The organism is Nocardioides sp. NBC_00368 (assembly GCF_036090055.1).
In the GTDB taxonomy this organism is placed as follows: Bacteria; Actinomycetota; Actinomycetes; order Propionibacteriales; family Nocardioidaceae; genus Nocardioides.
Genome location: NZ_CP107970.1, coordinates 5,901,466 through 5,916,558, shown reverse-complemented (window position 1 = coordinate 5,916,558; position 15,093 = coordinate 5,901,466). Strand labels below are relative to the sequence as shown.

Sequence of the window (15,093 nt, the reverse complement as noted above, 5' to 3'; positions counted from 1 at the left end):
GATCTCCAGCTCAGCGATCCGCCTCGACCAGCTCGTGCTCCAGGTCCTCCTCCTTGCGGCGGAGCACGATCGACCCGGCGAGCGCGAGCAGCAGCGCGACGTACACGACGATCGCGAACGGCGACTGCACCAGCGTCAGCCAGTCTCCCTGGGCGATCTGCAGGGCCGAGCGCAGCTGCCGCTCGAAGATCGGCCCGAGGATCAGCCCGACCACCATCGGCGCCACGGGATAGCCGTAGCGGCGCATGAAGAAGCCCAGGATGCCGAGCACCAGGAGGACCATGACGTCCTGCGGGCTGAAGTGCACCGCGAAGGCGCCCAGGGCTGCGAACAGCAGGATGCCGGCGTAGAGATAGTGCCGCGGGATCTGGAGCACCTTCACCCACAGCCCGACCAGCGGGAGGTTGAGCACCAGCAGCAGCACGTTGCCGATGTAGAGGCTCGCCACCAGCGGCCAGACCAGGTCGCCGTGGTCCTTGAACAGCAGCGGCCCCGGCTGGATGTTGTAGTGCTGCAGCGCCACCAGGATCACCGCGGCCGTGGCCGAGGTCGGGATGCCGAGGGTCAGCAGCGGCACCAACACACCGGCCGCCGAGGCGTTGTTGGCCGCCTCGGGCCCGGCGACGCCCTCGATGGCACCGTGGCCGAACTCCTCCTTCGCCTTCCCGCGAGCGAGCTTGCGCTCGGCGGAGTACGACAGGAACGTGCCGACCTCGGCCCCACCGGCCGGCAGGGTGCCGATCGGGAAGCCGATCGCGGTGCCGCGCAGCCACGGCTTCCAGGAACGCCGCCAGTCCTCACGCGTCATCCAGGTGCGCCAGCCCCGGGTGACCGGGACGAGCTGCTGGGGTCCGCGGCGCAGCTGCGCACCCACGTACAGCGCCTCGCCGACCGCGAAGAGCGCGACCGCGACGACCACGACGTCGATGCCGTCGTTGAGCACGGGTACGCCGAAGGTGAACCGCATCTGCCCCGACATGCCGTCGACACCCATGAGCCCGATGAACATCCCGACGCCGAGAGCCGCCAGCCCGCGGGACACCGAACGGCCCAGCAGCGCCCCGACGGTGGTGAAGGCGAGCACCATCAGGGCCACCTTCTCGACGGGACCGAGCTTGACCGCGAGGTCCGCGGCCAGAGGCGCCAGGAAGGTGAGCGCGACCGTGGCGAGCGTGCCCGCCACGAACGACCCGATGGCGGCGGTGGCGAGCGCCGCGGCGCCCTTGCCGCGCTTGGCCATCTTGTTGCCCTCGAGCGCGGTGATCATCGAGGACGCCTCGCCGGGCGTGTTGAGCAGGATCGAGGTCGTCGACCCGCCGTACATGCCGCCGTAGTAGATGCCGGCGAAGGTGATCAGCGCGGCCGTCGGGTCCAGCGCGTACGTCAGCGGCAGCAGCAGCGCGACGGTCATCGAGGGCCCGATGCCGGGCAGGACGCCGACCGCGGTGCCGAGGATGACGCCGATGAAGGCGAAGGCGAGGTATTCGGGGTGCGCGGCGGTGGCGAACCCCTCCAGGAGCAGGGTCAGGTTATCCATGGAGGAACGCCACCCCTTCCAGGAACGGGCCCGGCGGCAGCGAGACGCCGAGGCCGCCGGCGAAGACGATCTGGATCGCGAACGCCATCACCAGCCCGATCAGCAGGGAGCGCCACCAGGGGCGGGCCCCCAGGATGACCGCGCCGGCGGTGAACAGCGCGGTGCCGGCCAGCGGCCAGCCGACCAGGCCGATCAGGAGGGCGTGGCCCAGGACGGCCGCGGCCAGCAGGCCGGCGGTGAGCCAGTCGGTGCCGCCGGAGAGGTCGACGTCCTCGCCGCCCTCGGCCTCGCCGCGCTCACCGCGCAGGACACGCACCAGGGTGATGCCACCGGTCACGACCAGCAGGCCGCCGACCAGGTAGGGCATCGTCCGCGGCCCGATCGCGCCGGCGGCGGTGACCGGTTCGGCGATGCTTCCCGCACGGACCAGCGCGAACACACCGAGGGCGAGGATGCCCCCGGCCATGGCCGGCTCCCCGAAGGAGAGCCGGCCAGGCTGGGTGGGGGTCTGCGTGGTCACTGGACGAGACCGATTTCCTCGAGCGTGGTCTGTGCGGAGGCGACCTCCTCGTCGACGTACGTCTCGAACTCCTCGCCCGCCATGAACGCGTCGTCCCAGTCGTTGGTCTCGAGGACCTTGCCCCAGGCGTCGGACTCGGCCGCCTCGGTGACCAGGTCGGTCAGGGCCTCGCGCTCGGAGTCGTCGAGGTCGCCGGGGGCGACGATTCCGCGCCAGTTGGTGAGCACCAGGTCGATGCCCTCGTCGGTCAGGGTCGGCACGTCCGGGAGCAGGCCGGAGGGCTCCTCGCCGGAGACGGCCAGCGCCCGGAGCTTGCCGGCCTTGATCTGCTCGGCGTACTCACCGACGCCGGAGATCCCGGCGTCGACCTTGCCGCCGAGCAGCGCGGTCACCGACTCGGCGCCACCGTCGAAGGGCACGTAGTTGAGGCTCTTCGCGATGTCACCCGAGGCCACGCCGCTGGCCTTGAGCAGCTGGCCGGCGAGGATCTGGTCGGTGCCGCCCGCGGAGCCGCCGGCGATCGCGACGTCCTGCCCGTTGGCCTTGATGTCGTCGACCAGGTCGTTGATGGTCTGGTACTTCGAGTCGGCCGGTACGACGACGACCTCCTGCTCCTCGGTCAGCTTCGCGATCGGGGTGGTGTCGGCGAGCTTGGTGGCCGACTTGTTCGTCTCGATCGCGCCGACCATGACCAGGCCCATCACCATGAGGGTGTTGGGGTCGGTCTCGTTGGCGAGCTGGGCCAGACCGACGGTGCCGCCGGCCCCGGGAACGTTGGACACCGAGGCGGTCTCGAGGATTTTCTCGCCGGTCAGCACCTCGGAGAAGGCGCGGCCGGTCTGGTCCCAGCCGCCGCCCGGGTCGGCGGGGACGACGATGTTCACGCTCGTCGGCGCCTCCTCGGCGGACGAGCCCGAGCTGTTGACCGAGCTGCACGCGGTGAGGGAGGTGCCGGCCAGGGCGGTGGCGACGGCGATCGCGGCGGTACGGATGAGGGGGTTCATGGGATCTCCTTCGAAAGTGACGCTCGTCACTTCATGGCCGCGAAGTTATGGGCGGCGAGGAGATGCCAGGAAGCATCTGGACGTATTGGATCTTTTGGTCGTTGTGGTCACGGTGCGACGGGCCTGTGCCCGACCCGCGCTCAGACCTCCGTGCGGCTGCTCTGCAGCTCGGCCCGGGTGGTGGCCAGCTCCTCGCGTACGGCGGTGAGGTCCTCGCGCAGCGAGGTCAGCACGGCCATCATCTCGGCGTCGGACTCCTCCTCGTGCCGAGCCAGGCTCTCGACGCTCTCCATGCCGGAGACGACGACGGCGAGGAAGAGGTTGAGGACGGCGAAGGTCATCACCAGGATGAAGACGACGAAGAAGATCCACGCCGAGGGATCCTCGGCCATCACCTCGCGGGCGATGTCGGGCCAGGCCTCGCCGGTCATGGTCTGGAAGAGCGTGAACGCGCTGGTGCCGAGATCGCCGAAGTACTCCGGCGCGATCTCCCCGTAGAGGTTGGTCGAGATGACCACCGCGACGTACATCATCAGCCCCAGCAGCCCCGCGACCGCGCCCATCCCCGGCACCGCGTTGATCAGGCCGTCGACGACGCGGCGCATCGACGGGACCGAGTTGACCAGGCGCAGCACCCGCAGGATCCGCAGCGCCCGCAGCACCGACATCGGACCGGTGGCGGGCACCAGCGCGATCGCCACGATCGCGGTGTCGAAGATGTTCCACGGGTCGAGGAAGAACCTCGGGCCGTACGCCACCAGCCGCAGCACCAGCTCGACGACGAAGACACCGAGCAGCACGCTGTCGAGCATCGCCAGCTCGTGGGCGAGGTGCTCGGGCACCATCGTCTCGACACCGAGGACCACCGCATTGAGGATGATCACGCCGATGATGATCTTCTGGAACGTGTCGTTGTCGACCAGCGCACGCGCCCGGCCGCGTGCCGCGGTGATGCTCGAACCCATGTTCGCTTCGTCCTTCTGTTGACCCGTGACAACGGCCGGAGCCTACCGGGGGTCAGGTGGTGGCGAGATGCACGGCCAGCCCGAGCCCGGCGAGACCCACGAGCCAGCGCAGCGGCCGCTCGGGCGCGACCCGGACGATCGCTGGCCCGAGGAAGCCGCCGAGCACGGCCCCGACCCCGAGGGCGACCGCGGCAGGCCAGTCGACAGGAGCGAAGAAGACGTACGCGATCGCGGCGGTGCCGTTGGCGACGCCGGTCGCGACGTTCTTGACCGCGTTGGTGACCGCGAGCGCCTCGGTCCGCTCGAGCACGAGGACCGCGAGCGCGATGATGCCGACGCCCGCGCCGAAGTAGCCGCCGTAGATGCCGAGCACGAACACGGCCACGCCCCAGGCGAACCCGCGGGCGACCGTACGCCGCTCCCCGTGGTCGAGCGGATCCTGCCGTGGCGTTCTCGTGGTGGCGAGCGCCGCCCAGATGCGGATCCGGTCGCGGAGCAGCAGCAGGATCGCGCCGGCCCCGACGAGCCAGGGCACGACCGCCTCGAACGCCTCGGCCGGCGTGGTGAGCAGCAGGGCCGCGCCGACCGCGCCGCCCAGGAAGGAGGCCAGCGCCAGCCAGGCGATCCTCCTGCCCTGACCTCGGAGCTCGCGCCGTGAGCCGGCGACGGTGCCGCCGGTGACGCCGAACATGGCCACCGTGTTGGTGACGTTGGCGACGACCGGCGGCAGCCCCGCGGCCAGCAGGGAGGGGTAGCTGACCAGCGAGGCCAGGCCGGCCACCGAGCCGGTCAGTCCCGCGCCGATGCCGGCGAGCAGGAGCCAGACGAGCTCAGCGGACAAGGCACGGGCGCTTGGGGTCGAAGGCCCACCCCGGCACCAGGTACTGCATGGCGACGCCGTCGTCGCGTAGGCCGAGGCCGTGCTCGAGGTAGAGCTCGTGCGCGGCCGCGACCCGGTCGCGGTCGAGCCGGATCCCGAGTCCCGGGGCGGTCGGCACTGCGACCGCGCCGTCGCGGATCTCCAGCGGCGACTCGGTCAGCCCCTGGCCGTCCTGCCAGATCCAGTGGGTGTCCAGCGCGGTGATCTCCCCCGGTGCGGCGGCGCCGACGTGGGTGAACATGGCCAGCGAGATGTCGAAGTGGTTGTTGGAGTGGGAGCCCCAGGTCAGCCCGAACTCGTGGCACAGCTGGGCGACGCGGACCGAGCCGGACATGGTCCAGAAGTGCGGGTCGGCCAGCGGGATGTCGACGGCGTTGGTGCGGATCGCGTGGGACATCTGGCGCCAGTCGGTGGCGATCATGTTGGTCGCCGTACGCAGCCCGGTCGCGCGCTTGAACTCGGCCATGATCTCGCGCCCGGAGTAGCCGCCCTCGGCGCCGCAGGGGTCCTCGGCGTACGCGAGCACGTCGTCCTTGCCCTTCAGCAGCCGGACCGCGTCGGCGAGCAGCCAGCCGCCGTTGGGGTCGAGGGTGATCCGGGCGTCCGGGAACCGCTCGTGGAGCGCGGTCACCGCGGCGACCTCCTCCTCGCCGGCGAGGACGCCGCCCTTGAGCTTGAAGTCGGCGAAGCCGTAGCGGGCCTGGGCGGCCTCGGCGAGACGTACGACCGCCTCGGGGGTCAGCGCGACCTCCCTGCGGAGGCGGCTCCACTCGTCGCCGGCGTCCGGCTCTCGCAGGTAGGGCAGGTCGGTCTCGTCGGGGTCACCGACGTAGAAGAGGTAGCCGAGCATCGGCACCGAGTCGCGCTGCTGGCCGTCGCCGAGAAGCTCGGCGACCGGCACACCCTGGGCCTGACCTGCGAGGTCGAGGAGCGCGGACTCCAGCGCGGTGACGGCGTGGACGGTCGTACGCAGGTCGAAGGTCTGGGCGCCGCGGCCGCCGGCGTCGCGGTCGGCGAACGTGTTCGAGACCTGGCGCAGGAGGCTGCGGTAGCGGGTGACGGGCTGCCCCACGAGCAGGTCGGCGGCCTCCCCGATGGTGCGGCGGATCGGCTCGCCGCCGGGGACCTCGCCGACCCCCTCGCGACCCTCGGAGTCGGTGAGGATCGCGATGTTGCGGGTGAAGAACGGCGCGTGCGCGCCGCTGAGGTTGAGCAGCATCGAGTCGTGGCCGGCGACCGGGACGACCTCGAGCTTGGCGATGGTGGGCACAGAGGTGGTGCTCATGGCAGCTGCAGCTCCCCGTCGATGCGGCGGGCGAGGTGCCACGGGTTGTCGTCGCGTACGGCTTCAGGGAGGAGCGCCGCGGGGACGTCCTGGTAGGCGACCGGACGCTGGAAACGCTCAATCGCGAGGCTGCCGACCGAGGTGGTGCGGGAGTCGGAGGTGGCCGGGAACGGACCGCCGTGGACCATCGCGTGGCCGACCTCGACGCCCGTGGGCCAGCCGTTGAAGAGGATCCGGCCCGCCTTGAGCTCGAGCCCGGAGACGACCTGGGCGGCGGCCTCGTGGTCGGCGTCGGTGGCGTGGACGGTCGCGGTGAGCTGGCCCTCGAGGGAGTCCAGGCTGGGGAGCAGGTCCTCGACCGTGTCGAAGCGGACCACGACGCCGGAGGCGCCGAAGACCTCGTCGGTCACGCCGGCGAGACGGGCGGCCTCGACGATCTGCGGCGCGGGGGCGTCGGTGTCGCCCGCGGTGCCCTCACCGATCACGGTGACGCCGTCGGTGGCACGGAGCTTCTCGATGCCTGCCTCGTAGGCCTGGGCGATCCCGGGGGTCAGCATGGTGCCGCCGACGGCCTCGGCTGTGGCGCGGCCGGCGGCGGCGAGGAAGGCGTCGCCCGCCTCGCCCCGCGGGAGGAAGAGCAGACCGGGGTTGGTGCAGAACTGGCCGGAGCCGAGGGTCAGGGAGCCGACGTAGGCCGTGGCGAGCGCGTTCGTGTCGCCGGTCAGCGCCCCCGGCAGGATGACGACCGGGTTGATCGAGGACATCTCGGCGTAGACCGGGATCGGCTCGGGCCGGGCGGCCGCCGCCGCGGCGATCGCGAGCCCGCCACCGCGGGAGCCGGTGAACCCGACGGCCTTGATCCGCGGGTCGACGACCAGGGCCTGGCCGAGCTCGATGCCGCCCTTGAAGTCGGTGTCGAGGAGGAAGGAGAAGGTGCCGGCGGGCAGGCCGGCCTTCTCGACCGCGCGGGTGATCGCCTGGGCGACCAGGTAGCCGGTGAGCGGGTGCGCCGGGTGGCCCTTGACGATCACCGGGCAGCCGGCGGCGAGCGCGGAGGCGGTGTCGCCGCCCGCGGTGGAGAACGCCAGCGGGAAGTTGCTGGCGCCGAAGACGGCCACCGGGCCCAGCGGGATCTGGCGCTGACGGATGTCGGCCCGTGGGAGCGGGGTCCGGTCCGGGAGGGCCGGGTCGATGCGTACGCCGAGATGGTCACCGCGGCGCACCACGCCGGCGAACATCCGGAGCTGGCCGGTGGTGCGGCCGACCTCGCCGCTGATCCGGCCCTCGGGCAGGTGCGACTCCGCGACGGCGGCCTCGACGATCTCGGCGCGCGACGCCTCGATCTCGGCGGCGACGGCGTCGAGGAAGTCCGCCCGGGCCGCGGGGGAGGTGGCCCGGTAGTCGGCGAACGCCTCGGCGGCGGCGCTGGTGGCGGCGGTGACGTCGGGCTGCTCGGAGTCGGCTCCGGCGATGATCGAGCGGTAGCTCATGGTCCCTTTCCTATCGGGTCGGTCTCGGTGCAGTCTCTGGGCGGGCGGCGTCAGGAGATGCGGGCGATGAGGTCACGCAGCTCGGCGATCTCGTCCTCGCGCAGGTCGGTCAGCGGCGGCCGGACCGGGCCCGCGGGCCGGCCGATCGCGGCCAGACCGCCCTTGACGATCGACACGGCGTAGCCGGCCGTACGGTCCCGGATGTCGAGGTAGGGGATCACGAACTCGTTGAGTCGACGGTAGACCTCGTCGCGGTCCTGGGCACGTACGGCATCGTAGAACTCGATCGCCCACCGCGGCGCGAAGTTGAACAGCGCCGAGGAGTAGGTGCTCACGCCGAGCTGGAGCAGGGGCAGCGCGAAGGTCTCCGCCGTCGGCAGGCCACCGATGTACGTCAGCCGGTCGCCGACGCGGGCGTAGGTGCGGGTCATCTGCTCGATGTTGCCCACGCCGTCCTTGAAGCCGATCAGCGTGGGGTTGCGCTCGGCGAGCTGCGCGACCGCCTCGTCGCGCAGCACCGCGTTGGCGCGGCTGTAGACGATCACGCCGAGACCGGTGGCCTCGCACACGCGGCTGGCGTGCTCGACGAGACCGGCCTGCCCGGCCTCGGTGAGGTAGGGCGGCATCAGCAGGACCCCGTCGGCTCCCGCGGCCTCCGCCGCCTTCGCCTGCGCCACCGCGTTGGCCGTGCTCCCCGTCGCCGGCGCCAGCACCGGCACGGCCCCCGCGACCTCGTCGACGGCCGCACGTACGACCTGGTCGGTCTCCTCCGGGTTCAGCGAGAAGCCCTCCCCCGTGCCGCCGGCCGCGAAGAGCCCTGCCACCGGGTGCTCGGCCAGCCAGCTCAGGTGCTTGCGGTAGCCCTCCTCGTCGAACTGCAGGTCGTCGGTGAAATGGGTGACCGGGAACGAGAGGAGCCCGCTCTTGAGCTGGGCGGCCAGGTCGGTCGGGCTGTACTCGGTCACGAGTCACGTCCTTCAAATGTCGGGAGTTGCTGGGGGAAGGTGGTGACCATCACGTTATGAACGTTCAGTGATGCCTGTCCAAGCCCGAATTTGAATCTCGTGATGCTGTGTGGGCATTGCAGGGTGATGCCGGAGCACCGCGATGCTCCGGTGGTCGAGCTTGTGATGCCCCGGCGGTCGAGCTTGTGATGCCCCGGCGGTCGAGCTTGTGATGCCCCGGTGGTCGAGCTTGTGATGCCCCGGTGGTCGAGCTTGTGATGCCCCGGTGGTCGAGCTTGTGATGCCCCGGTGGTCGAGCTTGTGATGCCCCGGTGGTCGAGCTTGTCGAGACCACCCTGTGCGTAACCGTTCCACGTGGCGGATCTGGGCCGCCGACCCTTTCCTGAGGGTCTTCTCGATCTGGCCCGGCGTCAAGGACGCCCTTCGGGCGCCGGCTTCGCCGGCCGCTTCGCGGTCCTGGACTCCGGACCAGATCGAGAAAAGATTTGGCTGGCTATCGGGGCGGCGGCCCGGGTGTGGCGCAGCGAAAATCTTGTCTGTTCAGGTGGGAGTCGAGGGGTGGGATGGTGGCCCTTCGGGCCACTTACCATCCACAGAAGCGATGTCGTTCGCTGACCGCGAAATAGCCTTTGACCTGGGAGAATAGGTGGATCGATCGGCCTGTAGAAGGTAGAATCAGACCCATCACAGCACACCTCTGAAGGAGGATCGTGATGAGTCTCGGCCGCGAGATCGACCACTGGGGCACCAACCCCGGCGACGCGATCGACGCTGCCTTGAGCGCCATCGAATCCTCCCTCCACGACCTCCTCGCGAGTGACCCCGTCTACTGGCGGACCGATCAGAAGAAGGACTTCCTGGAATGGCTGGAGAAGATCCAGGCCCAACAGGCCGCGTTGAAGTTGCGGGTGCTCGCTGCCGCCGGCGACATCGCCGAGGAGACCGGTGCCAAGGACGCCTCGGGGTGGATGCGGACCGAGTTGCTCGTCGACAAGGCGGTCGCTCGCTCGCAGATCAAGCTCGCCGCCGCCGTGGCCAAGTACGAGCGTGTCTCCGCCGGTCTCGCGGCAGGTGTGGTGTCCCAGGACAAGGCCCGCGTCATCACCCAGGCCCTCGACGCCATCGAGGCAGACCCCGCAGCCAGCACCGAGGACCTGAGCCTGGCCGAGAAGCTCCTGGTCGACCACGCCACCCGGTTGACGGCGAATGAGTTGAGGATCGTCGGGAAGCGGATCCTCTCGGAGATCGACCCGGACCGGTTCGAGGCCGTCGAAGCCAAAGCCCTCCAGCGCGAAGAAGAGCTGGCCGCACGACGCACCTTCTTCGCCTCCCGCGACAACGGCGACGGGACGGTGGATATCCAGGCACGGGTCTCCCGCGCGGTCGGGGTCCGACTGCGCACGATCCTGGACTCCCTGGCCCAGCCCCGAAAGATCTCAGCCGAGGACAAGGGCATCAAAGCGCCCTACGACCGCCTGCTCGGCCAGGCCTTCGCCCACGTGATCGAGACCTACGACGTCGACCAGCTCCCACGCCACGGTGGGCATGCGACCACGGTGTTCATCACCATGAGCGTGGAGGACCTCCGCAACGACCTCGGCACCGCCGCCCTCGGGTTCGACGGCGACCAGATCACCGCCGCCGAAGCCCGCCGGTTGGCCTGCAACGCCGATCTCATCCCCGTCGTGCTGGGCACCGACTCCGAGATCCTCGACCTGGGCCGGACCGCCAGGTTGGCGCACCCGATCCAACACCGAGCACTCCGGCTACGAGATCAAGGATGCCAAGCCGAAGACTGCGACGCCCCAGCCGCGTGGACCGAAGCGCATCACCTGAAACCGTGGTCCGAAGGCGGCCGCACCGACCTCGAAAACATGGTGCTGCTCTGTGGCAGTGACCATCGCCGGATCCATGACCCCAATTACGGGTACGAGCGGCTCCCGGACGGGCGGATCCGGTTCACCCGGCGTACCTGAGGGCACACTGGCTCGTCCCTTGTGAAGCATTCACAAGGTGTCATCGTCTAGTAAAAGCACGAGAACGCTTGTGCCTGCCAGGAGCCACTGGCCACGGATCCCAAGCCCGTGCCCAACCGAAATGCGCTGCGCCAAACTGCCGCCGCCGACCCGATAGCCAGCCAAAAATTCTCGGCGGAGCCCGGTGTCAAGGATCGCCGAAGGCGACCGGCGAAGCCGGCGGCCGAAGGCCGTCCTTGACTCCGGGGTTCGTCGAGAACACCCTCCGTAACGGGTCGGCGGCCACCAGCCTCAGAGAATGAGCAGCCCGAGCAACTCACCCCGGACTGACCACCTACCGACTCACCTCGATGATCACATCGAGCACGCGGCGTACGACCGGACTGACAGACCCCCTTGCCCAGATCGCGTGCAGCTCGACCGGCCGCTCGGGGTCCTTGTCCAGACGGGTGTCTCCCCCGCCGTGCTCGAGGGGCCGGAAGACGACGCCCTCGACATGCAGCGAGCTCGCCGAGACCGGGACGAAACCGACGCCACGTTCGGCCGAGACGAGGAGCATGGCGGTGAGGACCTGGTGGACGCGCTGCTCGATGCGGGGATGGGCGTTGGCGAGGAAGCGTACGGAGAGCTCGTGGAAGTAGCGCGACTGCTGCGGGTGGTAGCCGATGACGGGTTGGCCCTCGAAGTCCTGGGGCGTCAGCGGGCGGTCGATGTCGGCCAGCGGGTGGCCCTGCGGGAGCACCGCCATCAGCGGCTCGCGGGAGATCACCCGGGAAGAGAGCAGCTCGGTGTCGAAGGGTGGGCGGGCCAGGCCGATGTCGATCTCGCCGTGGCGGATGCCGTCGACCTGGGCGAGGGTGACCCGCTCGGAGAGCCGCACCTCGACGTCGGGGAGCTCGACGGTGAGCCGGCGCAGCAGCGGCCCCAGGATCGAGATGGCCGAGACGGCGGTGAAGCCTAGCCGGACCACGCCGGCGGCACCGGCGTCGACGCGACGGGCCAGGTCACCGGCGCTCTCGACAAGGTTGAGCATCCGGTAGGCCTCGTCGAGGAAGGCGGCTCCGGCGCCGGTGAGCGCGACCCGGCGGTTGTCCCGCTCGAGCAGCTGCGCGCCGACGGCCTTCTCCAACTTCTGGATCTGTCGCGACAGCGGCGGCTGGGTCATTCGCAGGCGTTCCGCCGCCCGGCCGAAGTGAAGCTCCTCGGCGACCGCCACGAACGAACGCACCTGGTCGAGCGTGATCATCTGGCCAGAGTAGACCACGATGCACCAGGTGGAACACTCCATGCTGAAACGGGCTTGGACCGGTATCGCCAAGACTCTTAGTGTCGGTGGTCACACGACGGAACTAGGAGCAACGATGCGTACGACCACCCACCTTCTCGCCGCGACCGCCGGCGTCGCGGCACTGGCCCTCTCCGCCTGCGGTGTCTCCAACACCACCGGCGGCGGCAGCGGCGGCGAGGAGTACCCCTCCGGCAACGTCGAGATGTACGTCGGTGCCTCGGCCGGTGGCTCCAGCGACCTGATCAGCCGGGCGGTCTCCAAGGGCCTCTCCGACGAGCTCGGCGCCTCCTTCCCGGTGATCAACCAGGAGGGCGCCAACGGTGCGCTCGCCGCGAACAAGGTCGCCAAGGCCAAGGCCGACGGTCAGACCATCGCCATCCAGAACGCCTCCCTGTTCGCGATCACCCCGCTGGCGGTCAGCGAGGACGAGGTCACGAATCTCGACGACTTCGACGTCGTCCAGGGCGTCTCCCGCGACGACTACGTCATGGTCACCGGCCCGAAGAGCGGCTTCAAGACCCTCGACGACATCAAGGCCGCGAAGAAGAAGGTCACCTACGGCACCACCGGCGTCGGCACCGGTGCCCAGCTCTCCTGCGGCCTGACGTACGCCTCCGCGGGCGTCGACGCCGAGGCCGTCCCCTTCGACGGCGGCGCGCCGGCCCTGACCGCGGTGCTCGGCAACCAGGTCGACACCGCGTGCATCCAGGTCGGCGAGGCGATCGAGAACATCGAGTCCGGCAAGCTGACCCCGCTGAGCGTCTTCGGCCCCGAGCGCGTCGACTACCTGCCGGACGTCCCGACCGCCAAGGAGCAGGGTCTCGACGTCGAGGTCGCGCAGTACCGCTTCATGACGGTCCCGAAGGGCACCCCGGACGACGTCAAGGACGCCATCGCCGAGGCGATGCAGGCGACGTTCAAGACCGAGGAGTACCAGGCCTTCAACAAGCAGAACAGCCTCACCCCGATGGAGATCTCCGGCGACGAGGTGGTGACCCAGCTCGAGGAGGACAAGAAGCGGTTCGCCGACATGGTCGAGCAGTACGGTCTCAACCTCGGCGCGAGCTGACCCCCGCCCCACACGACGAAAGCATGACGATGAGCGACGAACGTACCCCATCTCCTGACCAGGACATCCTGGCCGAGATCCAGGCCGAGGTGGCCCACGACCTGGAGGAGGAACGGCCTCCGGCGGGTGGACCGGCCTACCAGGTGGTGGGGGCGCTCGTCGCGCTCGTCGTCGGCGTCGGCGGCACCGTCCTGTCCTACGGCTACGGCCTGGGGTCCCTGCGCCAGCCCGGCCCCGGGCTGTGGCCGTTCGTGGTCAGCATCGCGATCGCGCTGATGGCCGCGGCGCTGCTCGTGGTCGGCCGCCGGCTGACCGACAGCGAGAGGTTCACCCGCTCCAGCGTGCTGCCGGCGATCGGCCTGGTCACCTTCATCGGCCTGGCCCTGCTGATGCCCGTGATCGGCTTCGAGATCCCCTCGCTGCTGCTGTGCGTCGTCTGGCTGCGGTTCCTCGGTGGCGAGTCGTGGCGCAGCACGATCATCACCTCGGTGCTCACGGTCGCCGCCTTCTACTTCCTGTTCCTCTACGGGCTGCGGATCCCGCTGCCCCACCTGTTCTGAGCGGAGCCTCCAGTGGACGTCAACGCATTCCTCGACGGCTTCTCGCTCGTCACCGAGCCGCAGAACCTGCTCTACTGCCTGATCGGCGTGCTCATCGGCATGCTGATCGGCGTGCTGCCCGGCCTCGGGCCGGCGGCCACGATCGCCATCCTGCTGCCGATCACCTACAGCATCGACCCGGTCTCGGCGATCATCATGCTCGCGGGCATCTACTACGGCGCCCAGTACGGCGGCACGATCACCTCGGTGCTGCTCCGGCTGCCGGGCGAGGCCTCATCGGTCGTCACCGTCTTCGACGGCTTCGCCCTCGCCAAGCAGGGCAGGGCCGGCACCGCCCTCGGCATCGCCGCGATCGGCTCCTTCGTCGGAGCGACCGTCTCCATCCTCGGCCTGACCCTGGTGGCCCCGCTGATCGCCGGCTGGGCGCTCAGCTTCGGCGACCCGGAGTACGCCGCCCTCGCCCTGCTGGGCGTCCTGCTGGTCGCCACCATCGGCAACGGCAACAAGCTCAAGGCCATGGTCGCGGCGGCGTTCGGCCTGCTGCTGGCCACCATCGGCCGCGACAGCTTCAGCGGCGCCGAGCGCTTCACCTTCGGCAGCCTGCAGCTGACCGAGGGCATCGACTTCGTGGTCGTCGCGATGGGTCTGTTCGGCGTCGGTGAGATCCTCTACAACCTCGAGGAGCGCCACGGGAAGCCCCACGTCCCGGCCGCCGTCGCCAACATCTGGCCCTCGCGCAAGGACCTCAAGCAGTCCTCCGGCGCGATCGGCCGCGGCTCGCTGATCGGCTTCGTCCTGGGCGTGCTGCCCGGTGGTGGTGCGGTGATGTCCTCCCTGGCCGCGTACGCCACCGAGAAGCGGATCTCGAAGAACCCCGAGCGCTTCGGGCGCGGTGCCATCGAGGGCGTCGCGGCCCCCGAGACCGCCAACAACGCCGCCGCGACCTCCTCGTTCATCCCCCTCCTGACCCTCGGCATCCCGGCCAACGCGTCGATGGCGATGCTCTTCGGTGCCCTGCTCATCCTCGGCATCTCGCCCGGACCTCAGCTGGTCGAGGAGCGCCCCGACCTGTTCTGGGGCGTCATCAACTCGATGTACATCGGCAACCTGATCCTGCTCGTCCTGAGCATCCCGCTGGTCGGCATCTTCGTGCGCATCCTGCGGGTACGCCCGGCGATCCTGGCCCCGATCACGGCGCTGATCACGATCCTGGGCGTCTACACGATCAACAACTCCACCTTCGACATCTTCGTGATGATCGTCTTCGGCCTGATCGGCTACCTGATGAAGAAGGTCGGCTTCGAGCCCGGCCCGATGGTGCTCGCCTTCGTCCTCGGCTCGATCGTCGAGGACGGCGTACGCCGCTCGATGCTGATCTTCGACGGCGACCCGACCGGATTCTTCACCCGGCCGATCTCCGGGACCATCCTGGCCGCCTTCGTCCTGGTCGCCCTCTGGCCCGCGGCCAAGGCGATCCTGGCCCGGCGCAAGGCCGCCGCCGTCGCCGCCCCGGCCGACCGCGACCACGTCGACACCCCGACCCGCTGAGCCCGA

The 15,093-nt window shown here is 70.0% G+C and carries 13 protein-coding genes; 4 read left to right on the top strand and 9 right to left on the bottom strand.

Features of this window, described 5'->3' with window-relative positions; translation table 11 throughout:
- Window positions 1–10: 10 nt before the first annotated feature.
- The 8 genes from OG984_RS28280 to kdgD form a co-directional block, all read right to left on the bottom strand.
- The gene (locus OG984_RS28280; RefSeq protein ID WP_328529411.1) at window positions 11–1,537 is read right to left on the bottom strand and encodes a tripartite tricarboxylate transporter permease; all 1,527 of its coding nucleotides are present in this window, start codon (window positions 1,535–1,537) and stop codon (window positions 11–13) included.
- Window positions 1,530–2,057 carry a tripartite tricarboxylate transporter TctB family protein gene (locus tag OG984_RS28275; protein WP_328529410.1) on the bottom strand — a complete coding sequence of 176 codons (528 nt, stop codon included), beginning with the start codon at window positions 2,055–2,057 and terminating at the stop codon, window positions 1,530–1,532. The genes OG984_RS28280 and OG984_RS28275 overlap by 8 nt, the downstream gene beginning before the upstream one ends.
- The gene (locus tag OG984_RS28270; protein WP_328529409.1) at window positions 2,054–3,061 is read right to left on the bottom strand and encodes a Bug family tripartite tricarboxylate transporter substrate binding protein; all 1,008 of its coding nucleotides are present in this window, start codon (window positions 3,059–3,061) and stop codon (window positions 2,054–2,056) included. Before OG984_RS28270 ends, OG984_RS28275 begins: the two co-directional genes overlap by 4 nt.
- Window positions 3,062–3,201: 140 nt before the next feature.
- On the bottom strand, window positions 3,202–4,026 hold the full coding sequence (locus OG984_RS28265; RefSeq protein ID WP_328529408.1) for an ion transporter: 825 nt from the start codon (window positions 4,024–4,026) through the stop codon (window positions 3,202–3,204).
- 52 nt (window positions 4,027–4,078) lie between these two features.
- A complete protein-coding gene (locus OG984_RS28260; protein ID WP_328529407.1) occupies window positions 4,079–4,867 on the bottom strand; it encodes a sulfite exporter TauE/SafE family protein in 789 nt (262 codons plus the stop codon).
- Window positions 4,857–6,191, bottom strand: a complete 1,335-nt coding sequence (locus tag OG984_RS28255) for an enolase C-terminal domain-like protein (RefSeq protein WP_328529406.1) — start codon at window positions 6,189–6,191, stop codon at window positions 4,857–4,859. Before OG984_RS28255 ends, OG984_RS28260 begins: the two co-directional genes overlap by 11 nt.
- Window positions 6,188–7,681 (bottom strand): aldehyde dehydrogenase (NADP(+)), encoded by a 1,494-nt coding sequence (locus OG984_RS28250; protein WP_328529405.1) that lies wholly within the window; start codon window positions 7,679–7,681, stop codon window positions 6,188–6,190. The genes OG984_RS28255 and OG984_RS28250 overlap by 4 nt, the downstream gene beginning before the upstream one ends.
- Window positions 7,682–7,731: 50 nt before the next feature.
- Complete coding sequence (gene kdgD / locus OG984_RS28245) at window positions 7,732–8,646, bottom strand: 5-dehydro-4-deoxyglucarate dehydratase (RefSeq protein ID WP_328529404.1); 915 nt, start codon at window positions 8,644–8,646, stop codon at window positions 7,732–7,734.
- Between the two features lie 713 nt (window positions 8,647–9,359).
- On the opposite strand from kdgD, the gene OG984_RS28240 reads away from it, so the two are divergent.
- Entirely contained in the window at window positions 9,360–10,622 is a 1,263-nt protein-coding gene (locus OG984_RS28240; RefSeq protein ID WP_328529403.1) for an HNH endonuclease signature motif containing protein, read from the top strand.
- A 334-nt stretch (window positions 10,623–10,956) separates the two neighbouring features.
- On the opposite strand, the gene OG984_RS28235 is transcribed toward OG984_RS28240, so the two are convergent.
- On the bottom strand, window positions 10,957–11,868 hold the full coding sequence (locus tag OG984_RS28235) for a LysR family transcriptional regulator (RefSeq protein ID WP_328529402.1): 912 nt from the start codon (window positions 11,866–11,868) through the stop codon (window positions 10,957–10,959).
- Between the two features lie 115 nt (window positions 11,869–11,983).
- On the opposite strand from OG984_RS28235, the gene OG984_RS28230 reads away from it, so the two are divergent.
- From OG984_RS28230 to OG984_RS28220, 3 genes are read left to right on the top strand one after another with little or no spacing between them, the layout of a single operon-like run.
- The gene (locus tag OG984_RS28230; protein ID WP_328529401.1) at window positions 11,984–12,979 is read left to right on the top strand and encodes a tripartite tricarboxylate transporter substrate binding protein; all 996 of its coding nucleotides are present in this window, start codon (window positions 11,984–11,986) and stop codon (window positions 12,977–12,979) included.
- 29 nt (window positions 12,980–13,008) lie between these two features.
- Window positions 13,009–13,539: a tripartite tricarboxylate transporter TctB family protein gene (locus OG984_RS28225; RefSeq protein ID WP_328529400.1), complete on the top strand. Its 531-nt coding sequence runs from the start codon at window positions 13,009–13,011 to the stop codon at window positions 13,537–13,539.
- A 12-nt stretch (window positions 13,540–13,551) separates the two neighbouring features.
- Entirely contained in the window at window positions 13,552–15,087 is a 1,536-nt protein-coding gene (locus OG984_RS28220) for a tripartite tricarboxylate transporter permease (RefSeq protein ID WP_328529399.1), read from the top strand.
- Window positions 15,088–15,093: the final 6 nt, after the last annotated feature.